Origin of the sequence: Streptomyces sp. NPDC048111 (genome assembly GCF_043202815.1) — a bacterium.
Taxonomy (GTDB): domain Bacteria; phylum Actinomycetota; class Actinomycetes; order Streptomycetales; family Streptomycetaceae; genus Streptomyces.
Map to the genome: position 1 here is coordinate 214,815 of NZ_JBIDBD010000002.1, position 18,295 is coordinate 233,109.

Sequence of the window (18,295 nt, forward strand, 5' to 3'; positions counted from 1 at the left end):
CGCAGCGCGCGAACCCGGAAGCGCCCGAGGGCGGCCGGGCGCCGAAGGGGCACCCGGCCGCCCTCGGGGCCGGCGAACGGTACGGGGTCAGACCACGGGCACCGGGTACGTCGGGTACTCGACGCCCGAGACGTGCTGGACGACGCGGATGACCTGGCAGGAGTAGCCGAACTCGTTGTCGTACCAGAGGTACAGGATCGCGTTGTCGCCGTCGACCTTGGTGGCGCCGGCGTCCACGATCGAGGCGTGGCGCGAGCCGATGAAGTCGCTGGAGACCGCGTCGGGCGCCGTGGTGAAGTCGATCTGCCGCTTGAGCGGCGAGGTCAGCGAGACACCCCGCAGGTAGTCGAGGACTTCCTCGCGGGTGGTCTCGCGGCCCAGCCGCAGGCTGAGGATCGCGATCGAGACGTCCGGCACCGGGACGCGGATCGAGCTGCCGCTGATCGGGGCCTTGAGGTCCGGCAGCGCCTTGGCCACGGCGGAGGCGGCGCCGGTCTCGGTCATGACCATGTTGAGCGGCGCGGAACGGCCACGGCGGTCGGCGCTGTGGTAGTTGTCGAGCAGGTTCTGGTCGTTGGTGAACGAGTGGACGGTCTCCACGTGGCCGCGCAGCACGCCGTACTCGTCGGCCATCGCCTTCAGCGGCGGGACGATCGCGTTGGTGGTGCAGGAGGCGCAGGACAGGATCTGCTCGTCCGGCTTGATGGTGTCGTGGTTGACGCCGTGCACGATGTTGGGCACGTCGCCCTTGCCGGGCGCGGTCAGGACGACCTTGTCGATACCGGGGCGCAGGTGCTTGGAGAGCCCCTCGCGGTCGCGCCACTTGCCGGTGTTGTCGATGAGGATGGCGTCCTTGATGCCGTACGCCGTGTAGTCGACCTCCGACGGGTCGCCCGCGTAGATCACCTTGATCTCGTTGCCGTTGGCGACGATCGTGCTGTTCGCCTCGTCCACGGTGATGGTGCCCTGGAACTGGCCGTGGATGGAGTCGCGGCGCAGCAGCGAGGCGCGCTTGACGATGTCCTGGTCGCCGCCCTGACGGACCACGATGGCCCGCAGGCGCAGGCCGTTGCCGGAACCGGCCTTCTCGATGAGCAGCCGGGCCACGAGCCGGCCGATGCGGCCGAAGCCGTACAGGACGACGTCCCGCGGCTCACGGCGCTCGATCTTGTTCTCCCCGGTGGCGCCGACGACGGCCCCGGCGGTGAACTCGGCGACCGACAGGCCCCGGTCGTCCGCCTTGTACGTCGCGGCGAGCATGCCGATGTCGATCTGGGAGGGGCCGAGATCGAGGGTGGTCAGAGCCTGCAGGAACGGCAGCGTCTCGGTGACCGAGAGCTCCTCGCCGGCTATCTGGCGGGCGAATCGGTGGGTCTTCAGAATGCTGACCACCGACTTGTTCACCAAGGAGCGGCTGTGCAGCAGGATCGTGACGTCCCGCTCGCGGTGCAGCTTCCCGATGATGGGGATCATCGACTCCGCGATTTCCTCGCGGTTCTTCCAGTTGGTGAACGAGTCGTCATTGACAGTCACGGGTTCATCTTTCGAGCTAGGCGGCGCTCATATGCTAACCCGCCGCCTTTTTGATCGTTCAAGCGGTGCCCTCCGGGCCGGGGCCCGCCCCCGTGGCCCGGCCGCGGGCGGGGGCCCGGTCGCCGCTCCCCTCCTGAGGCGGCGACCGGGCCCCGGCTCATCCGACGGCCCAGCGCTGGAGCGCGGAGCCCGTGGCGGCCTGCTGGGTGACCGCCGCGCCGTCGGCCGTGGAGGCCGTAGTGAGCAGCAGGCCGCTGGACTTGGACGCGATGGTGTAGCCGCCCCCGCTCGCGGCGCTCACCAGCCAGCTCTGGTTGGCTCCGCCGGTGCACGCCCACTGGATGACCTTGGCTCCGGCCGCCTGCGAGCTGCCGGTCACGTCCACGCAGAGTTTCGACTCGGCGTTCGCGATCCGGTAGCTGCCGTCGGGCTGCCGGGTGAGGATCCAGCTCTGGTTGGCGCCGCCGTTGGGGCTCCAGGTGACGAGCTGGGTGCCCTGCGCGGTGGAGTGCCCGGGGTCGTCGAGGGACTTGCCGGACGCGACCAGGGTGTGGGCGCCGTCGGCGGGGCCGGTCGGCGCGGGGCCGGCCGGGGTCAGGGCGAGGGTCTGTTCGGCCGCGGTACGGGCGCCGCCGACGGAGCTGCCCGTGGCGTCGGTCCAGGTGCGGGCGGGTGTGGTCTCGGCGAGCCGTCCGCTCTGCGCGGACAGGCCGAGGACGAGGCCGCTGTAGCGGTTGACCAGGCGGACGGAGCCGGGGCCGGCCACCGGGGTGACGAACCACTGCTGGCCGGCCGTGGGGCCGCCCGCCGGGGCAGCGGTCACGGTGGGCTTCGCACCCCACGCGCGCCCCGCCCTGGTCGTGTCCGGAACGCCGAGGAGCCCGCCGGTGGAGGCGTTGGCGATGCGGTACGAGCCGTCCCCGTTCGGCGTGAACACCCAGGAGGCGAGGGCGGATTGGGCGCCCGGGGCGGTCGAGGTGGTGGCCGCGCCGCCGGCCGCCTGGGCCAGGACGCGGCCGTCGCCGTTGCCGATCCGGTAGGCCTTGGTCACGTCCACGGGCGACGCGGCGGGCGCCGACGAGCCGATGGTGACGTCCACGTACTCGCCGTCGGCGCCGCCGTGGCAGTCGATGGAGCAGTACGAGCGGAAGGTCTTGCCGACGATGGTGGAGTTGGTGCGGTTCGCCCCGTCGAGGAACCAGCGGTACCAGGAGTTGTTGGTGTAGGCGCCGGTGTCGCCGATGAGGTGCCACTTCTGGCTCGCGAGGTCGTCGGTCGCGTAGAAGCGCTGGGGCGCCGTGCCGTTCACCGCCTCGGGCTCGCCGATGTAGAGGCCGAGATAGGCGTTGTAGGTGATGTTCATGACGAACAGCGGTGATTTCGGCGGGAGTTGACCGGCCGCTATCTGCTGGCTCACGGTGCCGGCGTGCGCCGGGTCGTAGTCACCGGAGACCGGGGTGTACCCGGTGGACCCGGCGCCGTCGACCGGCACCATGTTGCTCTCCAGGCCGCCCACACCCGGCTGCGACCAGTGGCCGTCGTACCACTTCTGCCAGGAGCCCCGGGCCATCTTGCCGGAGATCGGTGCCCGGGCGACGTGCGCGAGGCTGTCCTGCCAGTTGCCGCCCTTGGCCACGATCCGCGAGCCGTAGTAGACGTAGAAGTAGCCGGAGGCGGTGTCGACGAACAGCCGCTGGTCGCCGTCGCCGTAGGAGTAGGTCTCGTGCGGGAACTGCGCGGTGTCGCCGCGTTTGGTGCTGTACGGCGAGGTGATGGCGTGGTCCTTGATGGTCCACGTGCGGCCCTGGTCCTTCGAGACGGCGTAGTCGATGGCGTCGAAGTGGATGCCGTCGCCGAACGGCGCCGGGGTGAACTCGTTGTGCACCAGGCCGTACCAGTCGCCCGTGTCCGGGTCGACCCACACGCCCGACAGGTCGCAGTAGTTCTTCTGCGAGTAGCCCGCGTTGCCGACGGCGTACGAGGCTTCGAGGCCGGTCGGGCTGTTGTTGCAGCGCCACGTGGTGTCGTTGTTGCGGTCGTTGGCGTTGGCGGGGTTCACCGCGTCGCTGATCGCACCGGACCGGGTGGCGCTGTCCATGTCGGTGCCCGTGAAGAAGTCCCAGTACCGGGGGTCCTTCGCGCCGTAGAGGGCGGCGGACTGCTGGAAGTAGAACGTGCCGTCCTTGTCGACGTAGACCGAGGCGGGCGTGTCGGTCGGGTGCGCGTACGGCACCGGGGAGCCGACGGAGACCGTGTACGCGGGGTCCGGCGCGGCGGCCGCGGCGGGAGGCGCCGCCATGGCGGTCAGCGCCAGAGCTGCCGCGCCGACGGCCGCGGCGAGTGCTCTGAGAGTGGGGGAGGACACGGGCGCTCCTTCTCTGGGGCCCACGGGGCGTGGGGGCGGTGGACGGTGTGCGGGGAGCGGTGGACGGTGTGCGGGAAGCCGTGGGGTGCTGGCCGACGGCGTGGCCGTCCGCGTGCTGGGCAGTCTGCGCAGCGCGCGGACCACCGTCCACGGACATCCGTCGGCCGGGCTTGGACTTTTGTGCCGCCCGGCCGCGGCGGCGCGATGGAGCGGGGCGCCCTGCCCGCGACCGCCCCTCCCACCGTTCCTCCCGCATATGCCAGACGCATACCGCGAAGGCAGGCGCGCGAATGAGCCAACCAAAACTGACTCGGAGCCAATGAATTAAGGGGCAACGCCACGCTTCCCTAAAGGGCACGGAACCAGATATTCCGGGCGGCGAGTTTCGATACGCCTAAGGGATGAGTAAGGTGTGGGTCGCTGTCGGTGAACCTGCGTAAGCGCAGGGCTCCGGCAGAATTCCGCATGGCTGGAATGCGGTAGGGCGCAGGATGTGGTCTGCGGGGACGGGGAGAGGATCGTGGCTGCCGGCTCGTTCGAGGGACACTACGTGTGGCATCCGGCGGCCGACGATCGCGAGCTGGCCCGGGCCTGCACGGACGTACGCGCCGGGCGCTACCTCGGCGCCCACAACGTGCTCAAAGAGGCGCGCGGCGACTACGAGTTGAGGGCGCACCGCTCCCTGGTCCTGGCCTCCGAGGCGGCCGACTCCGACCTCGCCGAACGCTGGATGGCCGAGGAACCCGGCCCGGAGGCGGCGCTGTTGGGAGCGCGCGTCGCGATGATCCGCGCGCTGCGCATGGCCGACGCGGGCGACGCGCGGGCCGACACCCTGTTACGGATAGCGCAGGCGGCCTGCGTCCGCGCGGCACGCCTGCTGCCCCAGGATCCCACCCCCTGGGTGGCCCAACTCGCCCTGGCCCGCATCGACGGACCGCGCGACCCCGCCCCGCGGGGACTGCTCACCGCGCCGCCCGGGCCGTGGCAGATGTTCTCGCACGTCCTGCGGCTCGACCCCTGGCACCGCGAGGCCCACCACCGGTTCCTGGCGTGTTTCTTCACCCGCAACGGCGGTTCCGCGAGCGCGCGTTGGGACGTCGCCTCGTTCCTCAGCCACCGCGCCCCCGCCACCTCCGCACTGCGTCTGCTTCCCCTGGTCGCGCTCGTCGAGGACTACGATCCGAAGGCGCTCCTCGCCGATCAGACCTGGCAGCAGCCGCAATGGGCCACCACCACGATCGGGATTTACCACAACTGGTTTCCGCAGGCGGCGAGTTACCGCTTCACGCCCGTGCTCGACCTCGCTTATCTGGCGCACGCGCTGTTCATGGCGAAACGCGAATTCGAGGCGCGGGAAGTCCTGACGGCCATGGGCCCCTACGCCTCACGCATGCCCTGGAGCGTGTTCGGCGATCCCGGGGAACAGCTGACCAGGGCCAGGCGGTCCTGCGGACTCCCGATCCCCGCACCGGCCTGACCGCCGGCGGCCCCGGCACCACCGGGCGAACTTGGCCCGACCGCGAGACCCACGCGTCTTTTCACCCCGAGGAAAGGTTGCCACTGTGTCCGAGCAGAAGTCCCGCCCCCGCCCATCGAGCCGCCAGGAACCATCGGTGGCATTCGATGACGATGCCACGCTGCATGCGATGGGATACCCGCGGAAACTCACCCGCAGATTCCAGGGCTTCGACAATTTCGCCATATCCTTCACCATCATCAACATAATTTCCGGCATTTTCTCCGCATTCGGTTTCGGCATGGGGGCCGGCGGTCCCCGGATTCTCATCTTCGGCTGGATCGGCGTCTCCGTCATGGTGCTGTTCGTGGGCGCCGCGATGGGTGAAATCGCCTCCGCCTACCCGACCAGCGGCGCCCTGTACTTCTCGGCCGGCAAGCTGGCCAAGCGGCACCGCGGCGCCTGGTCCTGGTACACGGGATGGCTGAACTTCGTCGGTCAGGTCGGCGGCACGGCCGCCACCAACTACGCCGCGGCCACCTTCATCCAGGCCTTCATCTCGATGCAGTGGCCGTCCTACGAGGGCACGCCGCAGCAGACGGTCGCCATCGCCACCGCGATCCTGCTGGTCCAGGCCCTCGCGAACACCTACACCGTGCAGCTGGTCGCCCTGGTGAACCGGATCTCCGTGTGGTGGCTCCTGATCGGCATGGTGGTCATCGTGGCCGCCCTGACCGTGAAGCCGTCCTCGCACCAGCCGGTCTCGTTCGCGACGCACTTCGTCAACAGCACCGGCTTCGACAACGGCCTCTACGCGGCGATGCTCGGCCTGCTCGTCACGAGCTGGACGTTCACCGGGTTCGACGGCAGCTTCCACATGTCCGAGGAGACGGTGCAGGCGACCGTCAACACGCCCAAGGGCATCATGCGCGCGATCATCTACTCGGCGCTCGCCGGTCTCGTCCTGATGCTCGCCCTGGTCTACTCGATCCGGGACTACGCCGCCGAGCTCGGCGCCGCCGCGCCGCCCGTGCAGATCCTGGTCGACGCCCTCGGCATGGGCACCGCCAAGCTGCTCCTGCTCATCGTCATCGGCGCGATGCTGTTCTGCGGCCTGGCCAACATGACCAGCAACACCCGCCAGATATTCGCCTTCTCGCGCGACGGCGCCATGCCCGGCTCGCGCTGGTGGCACTCGGTCTCCCTGCGCACCCGCACGCCCGTGAAGGCCGTGTGGCTCGCCGCTGCCTGCGCGCTCGTGCTGATCATTCCGGGCTGGTGGTCGCACACCGCGTTCACCGCCATCGTCAGCGTCAACGTGGTCGGCCTCTACCTGGCGTACGGCGTGCCGATCTTCCTGCGGCTGCGCCTGAACGACTTCCAGGCCGGACCGTGGAACCTGGGCCGCTACGGCAGGCCGGTCGCGGCGATCGCCGTGATCTGGATCGTCCTCAGCAGCATCCTGTTCATGCTGCCGCAGGTCTCCCCCATCACCGCCGACTCGTTCAACTACGCGCCGATCGCGCTCGGTGTGGTCCTGCTGATCGCCACCGTCTGGTGGTTCGCCACGGCCCGCCGTCGCTTCCAGGGTCCGGTGAGCTACGGCAGCCCCGACGAGGTCGCCGCTATGGACCTCATCTGACCGTCGGCCGCTCGCCCTCCCGCACGCCGAGTGCCCAACTCCCCTACGGACCGGGGCACTCGGCAGCGCGGACCACTGCAACCCGCCCGCAACCCCGGGCATGGTGAAGTGGCGGCCGGACCGCGCAGAGGTGAGGGAGCAGCCATGCCGCAGGACCACCACCCGGGCCCCACCCGGCGGCCGGGCGAGGACCCGCCCCCGGAACCGCCCGCAGCGACAACCCCGCCTCCGGCCGTCGAACTGACCGCAGCGGCAGGCGAGTTGCTCCGCGCGTTGAGCGCGACCCACGGCCCCCTGATGTTCCATCAGTCCGGCGGCTGCTGCGACGGGAGCGCGCCCATGTGCTACCCGGCGGGAGAGTTCCGCACCGGAGGCTCCGACGTCCTGCTCGCGTCCCTCGCGGTGGAGGGCGTGGCGGAACCCGTGCCGTTCTGGATGTCGAGGAGCCAGTACGAACGGTGGCGGCACACCCGGCTGACGGTGGACGTGGTGCCGGGCCGGGGCAGCGGCTTCTCCCTGGAAGCCCCCGAAGGCGTCCGCTTCCTCATCCGCTCCCACCTACTCCGAGCCCCAGCCGCAGGGGGCCAGGGGCGCAAGGAACCGCGCGACCAACCACCCACAACCCGCACCCGAGGTTAGGGGCGCGGGGAACTGCGCGAGCAACCACCCACGGCGCGAGGCCGAAAGCGGGGTTAGGGGCGCGAGGAACTGCGCGAGCAACCCCCACCGCCCGCACCCGAAAACGGGGTTAGGGGCGCGAGGAACTGCGCGACAAGCCCCCACGGCCCGCAGCCAAAAACGGGGTTAGGGGCGCGGGGAACTGCGCGAGCAACCCCCACGGCCCGCAGCCGCAAACGGGGTTAGGGGCGCGGGGAACTGCGCGAGCAACCCCCACGGCCCGCACCCGAAAGCGGCGCTCGGCCAGGACACCAGGTCACCAGGGCACCAGGACACCAGGGGCACCAGGGCGCTAAGACGCGAGCCGCCGCTCCAAGGGCGTACGAAAGCTGGGCCGGATCCGCACATCCCCGAAGAACCCCCGAACCCGCTCCACCTCCCCCTCGATCGCCACCCGCGCCTCCCGCCCCACGCCGGCCCCGGACCGAGACCGAGCCCCCGCCAGGGGGAGCAGCTCCGTGACGATCTCCCCGTCGGCCCGCTGCCCCCACCCACCCACCACGCGCCCGTTCCACCACACCGTCGGCCCGATGTTCCCGTTGGTGTCGAAGAGTTGGGCCCTGTGGTCGGCGTCGACGTACCAGTCGCGGTGCCGCCACCCCATGGGCGTCGGGTCGAGCGCCGGCAGCAGGGCGGCCCAGGGCTCCGGCTCGGCGGGCGCGTCGAGATGGGCGGGCAGCGCGTACCCGGGCCCGGAGTCGAGGTCGACCTCGACCGCATCGGTCGCGGCGAGCGCCTTGCGGGTGTCGGTGAGCGTCCAGCCCGTCCACCACTTGACGTCCTCGGTGGCGACGGGCCCGAAGGACTCCAGGTACCGGGCCGCGAGCCGGGCCTTGGCCTCGTCCAGGGGCAGTTCGGGGTGCGGCTCGGCCGGGATCCAGCGGTACTGGCTGGAGGCCCACGTGCCGAGCGGCCGGCCCCGCCGGATGCGTCCCTCGGCGGCCATCACGCCGAGGAAGCGGCTGGTGATCCGGGGCCGGCTCTCGTACGGCTTGCCCGCCCCCGCCACGATCTTCGACTTCAGGTCGGGCACTTCGTCGGCGATCTGGGCGGCCGTGGCCTCACCGCGCCGGCCGAGCGCGGCGAGGACCGCCTTCTCGGTCGCGGCGAACCAGCGGTCGTCGAAGCCGAGCTGTCCCTGAATGTCCCTGATCAGGTTCCTGCGCTCGCGGGCCGCCACCGCACGAGCGGTCGACGCGTCCACGACGGGGGCCAGTTCACGCGGCACCACGAACATGGTGCGCCGCATGCACAGCATCCGGACCAGCGTGTGGTCCTCGTACAGCGCCCGCTCCAGGTCCGCGACGGACGGGCCCCGCAGCCGGGCGGCCACGGAAAGGTGCACGGAGGCCGGGTCGGTGGCGTGCAGGGCGAGCACGCCCTCGACCACCTCCTCCGAGCTGGCCGCCCGCGCCGTGGGGGCGAGCAGATGGCGGGCGCCGAGGCGGGCGCGCCGTTCCTCGGCGGTGATCTTCCGGCGGGCCTGGGTCATGGGTTGAGGCTACCGACCACTCCGGCCGTCGCGTTGAGCCCCTCCTGGATGGTCGCCGCCATGCTGGTACTGGCCAGGAAGAACCCGAGCAGCGCGCACACGACGGCGTGCGAGAGCTTCAGCCCGCCGCTCCGCAGGAAGACCGCCGCGAGAACCACCAGCAACAGGACCACCGAGATCGAAACAGCCATGACGAGCCTCCTCCACCGCGCCGGATTCCCGGCATTCGGGCGACAGTGTGGCGGAGCGGGCGCCGCCGACCGGCTCAAGACATGTCCGCCGTACGGGTGTTGACTGCGCGTGACCCCGTGACCCGGAGCCGACGGCGGCGCCGGCACACCCGCCGCGGGGGCGGCTGCGGGCTCTGGCGGGGCAGGGGCTCGGCAACTCCCCGCATCTGGTGGATCATGTGGCCATGCCCATGACCTCACGCCGCGGCCTGCTCGCGGTCCTCGCATCGTCCGCCGCGGCCCTGCCGCTCGGCGCACTCGGCGCCGCCCCTGCCCGGGCCGCCGCACAGACCGCGGTGCCCCCGTTCACGCCCGCGCCCGGCACCCCCGGCGGCCTGTCCTCGGTGACGACGGCCCCGCTCGACGCGTCCTTCTTCAGCCAGGTGTCGCTCGGTGCGCTCAGCGCCGCCGTGCTCCCGGGGACGCCCGAGCGCACCGAGGTGACCAGCGGGGGCACCCGGGTCGCCCTGCTCACCAAGGGGGCCCGCACCGTGCTGCTCCCGGGTCCCGGGCGCACCTTCCGCGAGGACAAGCAGGGCTTCACGGACGACTTCGCGCGGACGATACCCGACCCGGCCAAGCCCGAGGACCAGCAGGTCTGGGGCTGGGGCTCCACTCCGGGCGGCGGCTCCTGGGTCACCGTCAACGGCGCCGCCGGCGACTACCGGGTGGACCCCGCCGGGGGCGGCAGCGGGATCATCACCGTCACCGGCGAGAACTCCAGCCGCCATGTCACGGTGCGGGACGGCGAGATCGCCGATGTGGACGTGCGGGCGGTCGCCCGCTTCGACAAGGCGCCGGCCGGCGCCGCCCAGTCGTTCGCGCTGTCCTTCGGCTACCAGAACAGCGACAACTCCTACCGGGCCCGGCTCTACTTCCTGACGTCCGGCGCGGTGGAACTGCGCCTGGAGAAGGAACAGGCGAACGCCGTCACGGACCTCGCGGCGGCCGTGACCGTCAACGCCGCTGCCGGCGCGGGCAGTTCCTGGACCGTGCGGGTGCGCCGCGAAGGATCGCGGATGTGGGCGAAGGCCTGGCGCACCGATCTCGCCGAGCCCGCTTCCTGGATGGCCGAGGCCGACGACAGCACCTTCGCCAAGGGGCGGGTCGGCGTCCGGGCCATCGTCTCGAAGGGATCGGGCGCACTGCCGGTCCGGTGCTCGGTCGACCTGTTCCAGGTGGACGCGGCGAACTGGGCCGCACCGCCGTCGGTCACCCACCACGACTGGGTGCGGGTGCTGCCGGAGCCCTTCGACGGCGCCTGGACCCCGGACGTCGAGCAGCGGATCCGCGCGTGGGCCGGGTCCACCGCGCCCGATGTGCTCGCGTACGCCGCGATGTTCCTTGCGGGCGCGCCCGAGGTGCGCAGCGGATCCGGGGCGACCGCGGGCAGCCGGGTGCTCGGCGAGGCCGGCTACGGCTACCTCGACCCCCAGGGCTACCGCTACGAGGGCGCCGACTTCCACGAGTACATGAACCGCGCCTGGACCTTCCCCGACGGCACCACGGTCCCGGCCTCCTCCAAGCAGGTGGGCAACCTCGACTGCTCGGGTTATGTGCGCATGGTCTACGGCCACCACATGGGCGTACCGCTGTCGGCCCGGGCGGACGGCGCGGGCAGCCGGCTCCCGCGCAAGTCCCGCGACATGGTGGACGGCGCCCCCGGCGCCCGCATCGACCAGGCGGTGGCCAAGCCGTTCACCCCGCCCGCCGCGACCCTGCTCCAGCCCGGCGACCTGCTGCTCTTCAACGCGGACTCGACGGACGACGAGCCCAGGACCGACACCCTCACGATCGACCACGTGGGGATCTATCTCGGCCGGGACGACCGGGGCAACCGGCGCTTCCTCTCCAGCCGCAAGACCGGCAACGGGCCGACGATGTCCGACCTGGGCGGCGCGTCGGTCCTTGAGGGCTCGGGCGTCTACGCCAGGACCCTCCACACCGTGCACCGGCTCTGACGCGGCGGTGAGGCCGGATGCTGCCCGCCCGCGGACCGCGCGGGCAGCATCCGGCCCGCCGTCAGGGCGCCCGCAGATCGATGAGTTCGGCGAGTGCCGCGCGGTGCTCGCCGGCCGAACCCAGCGCGATCTGGGCCGACTTGGCGCGCTTGAGGTACAGGTGCGCCGGGTGCTCCCACGTCATGCCGATGCCGCCGTGCAGCTGGACGCACTCCTCGGCCGCGTGCACCGCGACCCGGGCGCAGTACGCCTGGGCGACCGCCACCGCGAGCGGCGCCTCGGGGCTTGCCGTCGCGAGCGCGTCGGCGGCGTTCCGCGCGGCGGCCCGGGCCGAGACGACCTCCAGCCACAGCTGCGCCATGCGGTGCTTGAGCGCCTGGAAGGAGCCGACCGGGCGGTTGAACTGCTTGCGGTCGCGGGTGTACGCCACCGTCTCGGTCAGACACCACTCGGCGACCCCGAGCTGTTCGGAGGCGAGCAGTCCGGCTCCGGCGAGCAGTCCGCGCCGCACCGCCGCGAGGGCGGCCTCCGGTCCGGCGAGGAGGGTGCCGGCGACGCCGTCCAGGGTGACGGCGGCGAGCGGGCGGGTCAGGTCGAGCGGGGTCAGCGGGACGACCGTGGCCTCGGCCGCGTCGATCATGTACAGGCCCTCGCCGGTGGGCACGAGCAGCACATCGGCGGTTGCCGCGTCGGCGACCGCCGAGACCGTCCCGGCGAGCGTGTCCGGCAGTCGCAGCGCGTGCGGGCCCGTCGAGAACGGCACGACGAGGGCCGCGGTCCGGTGCCCCGAGGCCAACTCCCGTACCAGCGCGGCCACTTCATCACGCTCGGCCAGCGCCAGCAGCGTTTCGGTGGCGATCACGGCGCTGGTGAGGAACGGCACCGGTGCGACCGCCCGGCCGATCTCCTCCAGGACCACCGCGGCCTCGCGGTGCGAGGCGCCCTGGCCGCCGAGCTTCTCGGGCACGAGCAGCCCGGCGAGCTCCATACCGGCCCCGAGCGAACGCCACAGCTCCGGGTCGTAGGGGGTGGCGGACTCGGCGCGGGCCAGCGCCGACGGGACGTCGGTGCGGTCGGCGAGCAGTGAGCGCACGGCCGACCTGAGGTCGTCCTCGGCCTCCGAGTACAACAGGTCGGGGGCGGCTTCCGTGGCGGTCTGCGCTGTCATCGGGCCAGGTCCTTCCAGGCGACGTCCTTGTCGTTGCGCGGCTCGGAGGGCAGGCCGAGGACGCGTTCGGCGACGATGTTCAGGAGCACTTCGCTCGTGCCGCCCTCGATGGAGTTGCCCTTCGAGCGCAGATAGCGGTATCCGGCGTCGCGGCCGGTGAAGTCGACGAGTTCGGGCCGGCGCATGGTCCAGTCCGAGTACAACAGGCCGTCCTGGCCGAGGAGTTCGACCTCCAGGCCGCTGATCTCCTGGTTGAGCCGGGCGAAGGCGAGTTTCATGCCCGAGCCCTCGGGTCCCGGCTGGCCGGCGACGAGCTGCTGGCGCAGCCGTTCACCGGTGAGCCGGGCCACCTCGGCCTCCACCCACAGGGTGAGCAGCCGCTGGTGCAGATCATGGGTGCGCAGCTCGGGCCGCTCGCGCCAGGCGCGGGAGACGGGCCCGATCATGCCGCCCTCGCGCGGGATGCGCATGCCGCCGATGGAGACCCGCTCGTTCATGAGGGTGGTCTGGGCGACCTTCCAGCCCTCGCCGACGGCGCCGAGCCGGTGCGCGTCGGGGATGCGGACCCCGCTCAGGAACACCTCGTTGAACTCGGCCTCGCCGGTGATCTGGCGCAGCGGGCGCACCTCGACGCCGGGGTCGGTCATGTCGCAGATGAAGTAGCTGATGCCCTGGTGCTTGGGGAGCGCCGGGTCGGTGCGGGCGATCAGGATGGCCCAGCGGGCGAGGTGGGCGCTGGAGGTCCACACCTTCTGCCCGTCCACCACCCAGTCGTCGCCGTCGCGCACGGCGCGGGTGCCGAGCGCGGCGAGGTCGGAGCCGGCGCCGGGTTCGCTGAACAGCTGGCACCACACCTCCTCGCCCACCCACAGCGGGCGCAGGAAGCGCCGCTTCTGCTCCTCGGTGCCGTACTTGAGGACGGTCGGCGCGGCCATGCCGAGCCCGATGCCGATCCGGCGGGGGTCGTTGTCGGGTGCCCCGGCCTCGGCGAGCTCGGCGTCGACCACGGCCTGGAGCGAGCGCGGCACGTCGAGGCCGCCGAGGCCCAGCGGGTAGTGCACCCAGGCGAGTCCCGCGTCGAAGCGGGCCTTGAGGAAGTCGAGCGGCTCGGTGGTGGCGGGCGGGTGCGCGGCGAGCAGGGCCCGCGTACGGGTGCGCAGTCCGGCGGCGTCGGTCATCGGTCGGCTCCTTCCGGGAGGACGACCACGCGGCCGGTGGTCGTGCCGTCGGCGACGCGCTGCACGGCGGCGGCGGCGTCCTTCAGCGGGACCCGCTCGCTGATGAGCGGCTTGATCGCGCCCCGGGCGGCGAGTTCGGTCAGCTGCTCGTGGCAGCGCGCGATCGAGGCCGGGTCCTTCTGCGCGTACAGGCCCCAGTGGAGTCCGACGATGGAGTAGTTCTTCACGAGGGCGTGGTTGAGGGCGGGCGCCGGTACGGAGCCGCTCGCGAAGCCGACGATCACGATGCGGCCCTCGAAGGCGACGCACTTCGCGGACTTGGCGTACGCGTCGCCGCCGACCGGGTCGAAAATGACGTCGGCGCCGCGCCCGCCGGTGGCCTCCTTGACCGCGGCCACGATGTCGTCGGAGCGCCGGTCGATGACCAGGTCACAGCCCAACTCCCGTGCCACGGCGGCCTTTTCGGGTCCGCCCACCACGCCGATCACGCGCGCGCCCGCGGCCTTGCCGAGCTGCACGGCCGCGCTGCCCACGCCTCCGGCGGCGGCGTGCACCAGCAGTGTCTCGCCCTTCTGGAGGTGCGCCCTGCGGTGCAGTCCGAACACCCCGGTCTGGTAGCCGATGTGCAGGGCCGCGGCCTCGGCGTCGTCGAGCGCTTCGGGTGCGGGCAGCAGTGCGGCCTCGTCGGCGACGACGTACTCGGCGAGCCCGCCGTGCGGCAGCGCGGGGTTGGCGATCACCCGGCGGCCGTCCTCGGTCTCCCCGCAGATCTCCACGCCGGGTGTGAAGGGCAGCGGGGGGCGGATCTGGTACTGGCCGCGGCAGAGCAGCGCGTCCGGGAAGTTGATGTTCGCGGCGCGCACCCTCAGGAGCACCTGGCCGGCGCCGGGCACGGGCCGGTCCACCTCGTCGAGCCGCATCACCTCGCCCGGCTCGCCGTTCTCGTGCACTCGCCATGCCTGCATCAAGGGCCTCCACACGCCGGGCGCGGTACGGCTGCGTACCGCTGAGTACGTTCCACTGCTCCGCGGGCATACTAAGCGGTCGCTTGCCCCGAGGGAAACAGCTGGACCACTTTCGGCCGCGGGTGGCCGCACGGCCCGGTGCACGACCATGGCGCATTGCGCGGGGAGCGGGTACGCATGCGCCATGACGGATGACAGCGCACGGCCGCACCCGGGACTGCCCGCGCCTCCCCCGCTCGGCTCCCGCGCCCTGCCGCCGGGCACCTACGAGGGCAGCGTCGTCCTGATCACGGGAGGCGGGTCGGGGCTCGGCAAGGCGATGGCGGCCGAGTTCGCGCGGCTGGGCGCCGACCTCATGATCGTGAGCCGCTCGGCGGACCGGCTCAAGGCCGCCGAACAGGAGCTGGCCGGGCTGGGCGGGCGGGTGGCCGCCGCGGTGTGCGACATCAGGGAGCCCGAGCGCATCGCCGAGGTCTTCGACGCGGCCGAAGCCGCGCTGGGCCTGCCGGCCGTGCTGGTGAACAACGCCGCCGCCAACTTCCCCTCCCCGGCCGAGGACTTGACGCCCAACGCCTGGCGCGCGGTTCTCGACATCACCCTGACCGGCACCTGGTTCATGACGCGCGAGTTCGCGCGCCGCCATCTGGCGGCCGGCACCCCGGGATCCGTGATCAACATCGGCGCTTCGTACGCCTGGACCGGCGGCCCCGGCCACGCGCACTCGGCGGCGGCCAAGGCGGGCGTACGCAATCTCGTCGAGACGCTGGCCGTGGAGTGGGGCCCGTACGGCATCCAGGTCAACGGCCTGGTTCCCGGCCTGATGCCGCACCCGGACCTGCCCGGGGCCATCAGAGCGGGCCTCGACCGGGCCGCCGACGAGGGCGAACTCGCCCTGCGCCAGCCCGCGTTACGGGTCGGCCTGCCTCGCGAACTGGGCTGGGCGGCCACCTTCCTGGCCTCCCCCTACGCCCGCTTCATCAGTGGTCACACCCTGGTGGTGGACGGTGCGAACTGGCAGCGGCGGGCCCTGGTGACACCGCCGGTCGACAGCGTGCGCGACCAGCTGAGCCGCGGCCCGTTCGGCGCGTAGCCACGGCCGCTCACGTCCCGCCGAACTCGGGAGGGCGCCGGGCGGCCCGGGCGGCGTAGCCCTCGCGGGCGTCCTCCGAGGTGAGGGTGAGGGCCGCGGACAGGGCCGCGCGGTCGAGCGCCCCGGCGAGCCCGGCGTCGGCGAAGGCGTCGATGTCGCGCTTGACGGAGCGCACCGCGAGCGGTGCGTTGCGCGCGATCTCGGCCACGAGAGCGAGGGCATGCTCCTCCAACTCCCCCGGGGCCACGACCTGTTGGACGATGCCGATGCGCTCGGCGGTTGCGGCGTCGATCCGGCGCCCGGTCAGGGCGAGCAGTTTGGCCCACCCGGCGCCCGCGTCGCGCGCGATCCGCAGATCGCCGCCCGCGTCCACGGCGACCCCGATGCCGGTCTCCGGCAGGGCGAAGACGGCGTCGGTGGCGGCGATCCTGACGTCGGCCATCAGGGCCAGCTCGAAGCCGAAGCCGAGGCAGTGGCCCTGGACCGCGGCGACCACGGGCTGCGGGAGCCCGGCGAAGGCGGCGAAGCGTTCGTGGACCCAGCGAATGCCCTCGTAGTAGTGGTGGGTGCGCTCCGCGGACGAGCGGCCGGTGATCGCACCGCCGGGGGCTGTGACGTCGATCCCGGCACAGAAGGCGCGGCCCTCGGCCCGCAGCAGGACGACCCGCACGGCCTCGTCGAAGCGGATGCGGTCGGCGATCAGTCCCAGCTGCCGGCTGGACTCCCAGCTCCATCCGTTGAGCTTGCCGGGCCGGCACAGGGTGAGGACGCCGACGCCGTCCGGGGTGATCTCGTACCGGATGCGCTCCTCGCCCTCGGCGACCCGCCGGTCCAGGGTGTCGATCAACGCCCGTCCCCTTCCCTATGCTGCTGGTACCGATATTGACTACCCGTCAGATCTACTGAGGCTAGGCGACTTCCGTGCACCGCGCACCCCCGGCGGCGAGCCTTTCGCGGCTCCGGGTGAAGCCCGGGGCCGGGCTTCGTCCAGCTCTCCTCCTTCGTTGGGCGGGTGTTCACCGGTTGCCTCCACCGCTCCACGCCGAACGGCGCGAGACTGACTGGCAGGTCCACGTCACTGGTCTCAACCGACAGCTCTGGAAGGGGCGTTCATGGCCGAGTTGACACGACGCAGACTTCTCGGATCGGCCGGAGCCATCGGCGGCGGCGCCGCGCTCGGCCTGCTGCCGTCCAGCGTGCAGCAGGCCGTCGCCGCCGGACGGCCCCGGGGCGGCTCGCTGCGCGACATCAAGCACGTCGTCATGCTGATGCAGGAGAACAGGTCCTTCGACCATTACTTCGGCACGCTGTCGGGCGTGCGGGGATTCAGTGACCCGCACGCGCTCCAACTGCCCGGCGGACGCTCGGTGTTCTACCAGCCCGACACCGAGAACCCGCGGGGTTATCTGCTGCCCTTCCACCTGGACACGCACAGCACCAGCGCGCAGGCCATCCCGTCCACGAGCCACGCCTGGGCGGTGCAGCACCAGGCGTGGAACGGCGGCCGGATGGACCGGTGGCTGCCCGCGCACCGCAAGGCGGACGGCGTCAACGGGCCCTATGTGATGGGCTATTACACGCGCGAGGACATCCCGTTCCAGTTCGCGCTCGCGGAGGCCTTCACCATCTGCGACAACTACTACTCCTCCGCGCTCGGCCCGACCTGGCCGAACCGGCTGTACTGGATGACCGGCACGATCGACCCGGGCGGCACCAGGGGCGGGCCCGTGCTCAACAACACCGCGCCCCAGCCGTACCGCTGGACCACGTACGCCGAGCGGCTCCAGGCCGCCGGGGTCAGCTGGAAGGTCTACCAGCAGGACGACGACTACGGCTGCAACCTCCTGGAGCAGTTCGCGTCCTTCCGCAACGCCAAGCCGGGCTCCGCGCTGTACGAACGAGGGGTGCGCCCGCAGCCCGCGGGGACCTTCGAGGACGACGCCGCGAACGACCGGCTCCCCGCGGTCTCCTGGATCATCCCGACGAGTTCCCAGTCCGAGCACCCGGACTATCTGCCGGCCGCCGGGGCCGACTTCGTGGCACAGAAGATCGAGGCGATCGCGTCCCATCCGAAGGTGTGGGCGAAGACGGCCTTCATCCTCAACTATGACGAGAACGACGGCCTGTTCGACCATGTGCCGCCGCCGACGCCCGAGGCCGGCACCCCGGACGAGTTCGTCGACGGGCTGCCCATCGGCGGCGGCTTCCGGGTGCCGGCCATCATCGTGTCGCCCTGGACGGTGGGGGGCTGGGTGGCGAGCGAGGCGTTCGACCACACGTCGGCGCTGCGGTTCCTCGAGCGGTTCACGGGGGTCCAGGAGCCGAACATCAGCCCCTGGCGCCGGCGTACGTTCGGCGACCTGACCAGTGCGTTCCGCTTCGGCAGCGCGGCGCATCGGGTGCCGCGGCTGCCGGACGACACGGCTGAGCGGTTGGCGGAGGCTCGGTGGGAGGTGGGTGCCTTGCCCAGGCCGGGGTTGCCTGGGGCGGATCAGGCTCTGCCCCGCCAGGAGCGCGGGCACCGGCCCCACGTCTGA

The 18,295-nt window shown here is 72.0% G+C and carries 14 protein-coding genes; 6 read left to right on the forward strand and 8 right to left on the reverse strand.

The window, feature by feature from the left end; genetic code table 11:
• Positions 1-87: 87 nt before the first annotated feature.
• Together ACGF3I_RS05680 and ACGF3I_RS05685 are read right to left on the reverse strand one after the other, a co-directional pair.
• Positions 88-1,533: a glyceraldehyde-3-phosphate dehydrogenase gene (locus ACGF3I_RS05680; protein WP_393129311.1), complete on the reverse strand. Its 1,446-nt coding sequence runs from the start codon at positions 1,531-1,533 to the stop codon at positions 88-90.
• A gap of 157 nt (positions 1,534-1,690) precedes the next feature.
• Positions 1,691-3,898, reverse strand: coding sequence for an RICIN domain-containing protein (locus ACGF3I_RS05685; RefSeq protein ID WP_393129312.1), 2,208 nt, complete (start codon positions 3,896-3,898; stop codon positions 1,691-1,693).
• A 520-nt stretch (positions 3,899-4,418) separates the two neighbouring features.
• Between ACGF3I_RS05685 and ACGF3I_RS05690 the strand changes: the two genes are divergently transcribed.
• The 3 genes from ACGF3I_RS05690 to ACGF3I_RS05700 all read left to right on the forward strand — a co-directional run bounded on the left by ACGF3I_RS05690 (position 4,419) and on the right by ACGF3I_RS05700 (position 7,635).
• Complete coding sequence (locus tag ACGF3I_RS05690; RefSeq protein WP_393129313.1) at positions 4,419-5,375, forward strand: hypothetical protein; 957 nt, start codon at positions 4,419-4,421, stop codon at positions 5,373-5,375.
• A 169-nt stretch (positions 5,376-5,544) separates the two neighbouring features.
• Positions 5,545-6,996 carry an amino acid permease gene (locus ACGF3I_RS05695; RefSeq protein ID WP_393129314.1) on the forward strand — a complete coding sequence of 484 codons (1,452 nt, stop codon included), beginning with the start codon at positions 5,545-5,547 and terminating at the stop codon, positions 6,994-6,996.
• 144 nt (positions 6,997-7,140) lie between these two features.
• Positions 7,141-7,635: a DUF779 domain-containing protein gene (locus tag ACGF3I_RS05700; protein ID WP_393129315.1), complete on the forward strand. Its 495-nt coding sequence runs from the start codon at positions 7,141-7,143 to the stop codon at positions 7,633-7,635.
• Positions 7,636-7,966: 331 nt separating this feature from the next.
• On the opposite strand, the gene ACGF3I_RS05705 is transcribed toward ACGF3I_RS05700, so the two are convergent.
• Positions 7,967-9,166, reverse strand: coding sequence for a winged helix DNA-binding domain-containing protein (locus ACGF3I_RS05705; RefSeq protein WP_393129316.1), 1,200 nt, complete (start codon positions 9,164-9,166; stop codon positions 7,967-7,969).
• Complete coding sequence (locus ACGF3I_RS05710; protein WP_393129317.1) at positions 9,163-9,357, reverse strand: hypothetical protein; 195 nt, start codon at positions 9,355-9,357, stop codon at positions 9,163-9,165. The genes ACGF3I_RS05705 and ACGF3I_RS05710 overlap by 4 nt, the downstream gene beginning before the upstream one ends.
• A gap of 224 nt (positions 9,358-9,581) precedes the next feature.
• Here ACGF3I_RS05710 and ACGF3I_RS05715 point away from each other — a divergent pair, with 224 nt between their 5' ends.
• Positions 9,582-11,357, forward strand: a complete 1,776-nt coding sequence (locus ACGF3I_RS05715) for an NlpC/P60 family protein (protein ID WP_393129318.1) — start codon at positions 9,582-9,584, stop codon at positions 11,355-11,357.
• 61 nt (positions 11,358-11,418) lie between these two features.
• Here the strand turns inward: ACGF3I_RS05715 and ACGF3I_RS05720 are convergent, their stop codons facing one another.
• The 3 genes from ACGF3I_RS05720 to ACGF3I_RS05730 are packed head-to-tail and all read right to left on the reverse strand — an operon-like array spanning position 11,419 to position 14,668.
• Positions 11,419-12,525, reverse strand: coding sequence for an acyl-CoA dehydrogenase family protein (locus ACGF3I_RS05720; protein WP_393129319.1), 1,107 nt, complete (start codon positions 12,523-12,525; stop codon positions 11,419-11,421).
• Complete coding sequence (locus ACGF3I_RS05725) at positions 12,522-13,703, reverse strand: acyl-CoA dehydrogenase family protein (RefSeq protein WP_393129320.1); 1,182 nt, start codon at positions 13,701-13,703, stop codon at positions 12,522-12,524. The genes ACGF3I_RS05720 and ACGF3I_RS05725 overlap by 4 nt, the downstream gene beginning before the upstream one ends.
• A complete protein-coding gene (locus ACGF3I_RS05730) occupies positions 13,700-14,668 on the reverse strand; it encodes an NADPH:quinone oxidoreductase family protein (RefSeq protein WP_393129321.1) in 969 nt (322 codons plus the stop codon). Before ACGF3I_RS05730 ends, ACGF3I_RS05725 begins: the two co-directional genes overlap by 4 nt.
• 184 nt (positions 14,669-14,852) lie before the next feature.
• Between ACGF3I_RS05730 and ACGF3I_RS05735 the strand changes: the two genes are divergently transcribed.
• Positions 14,853-15,758 carry an SDR family oxidoreductase gene (locus ACGF3I_RS05735; protein ID WP_393129322.1) on the forward strand — a complete coding sequence of 302 codons (906 nt, stop codon included), beginning with the start codon at positions 14,853-14,855 and terminating at the stop codon, positions 15,756-15,758.
• A 10-nt stretch (positions 15,759-15,768) separates the two neighbouring features.
• On the opposite strand, the gene ACGF3I_RS05740 is transcribed toward ACGF3I_RS05735, so the two are convergent.
• Positions 15,769-16,605, reverse strand: a complete 837-nt coding sequence (locus ACGF3I_RS05740) for an enoyl-CoA hydratase/isomerase family protein (RefSeq protein WP_393129323.1) — start codon at positions 16,603-16,605, stop codon at positions 15,769-15,771.
• A 265-nt stretch (positions 16,606-16,870) separates the two neighbouring features.
• On the opposite strand from ACGF3I_RS05740, the gene ACGF3I_RS05745 reads away from it, so the two are divergent.
• Entirely contained in the window at positions 16,871-18,295 is a 1,425-nt protein-coding gene (locus tag ACGF3I_RS05745; RefSeq protein ID WP_393129324.1) for an alkaline phosphatase family protein, read from the forward strand.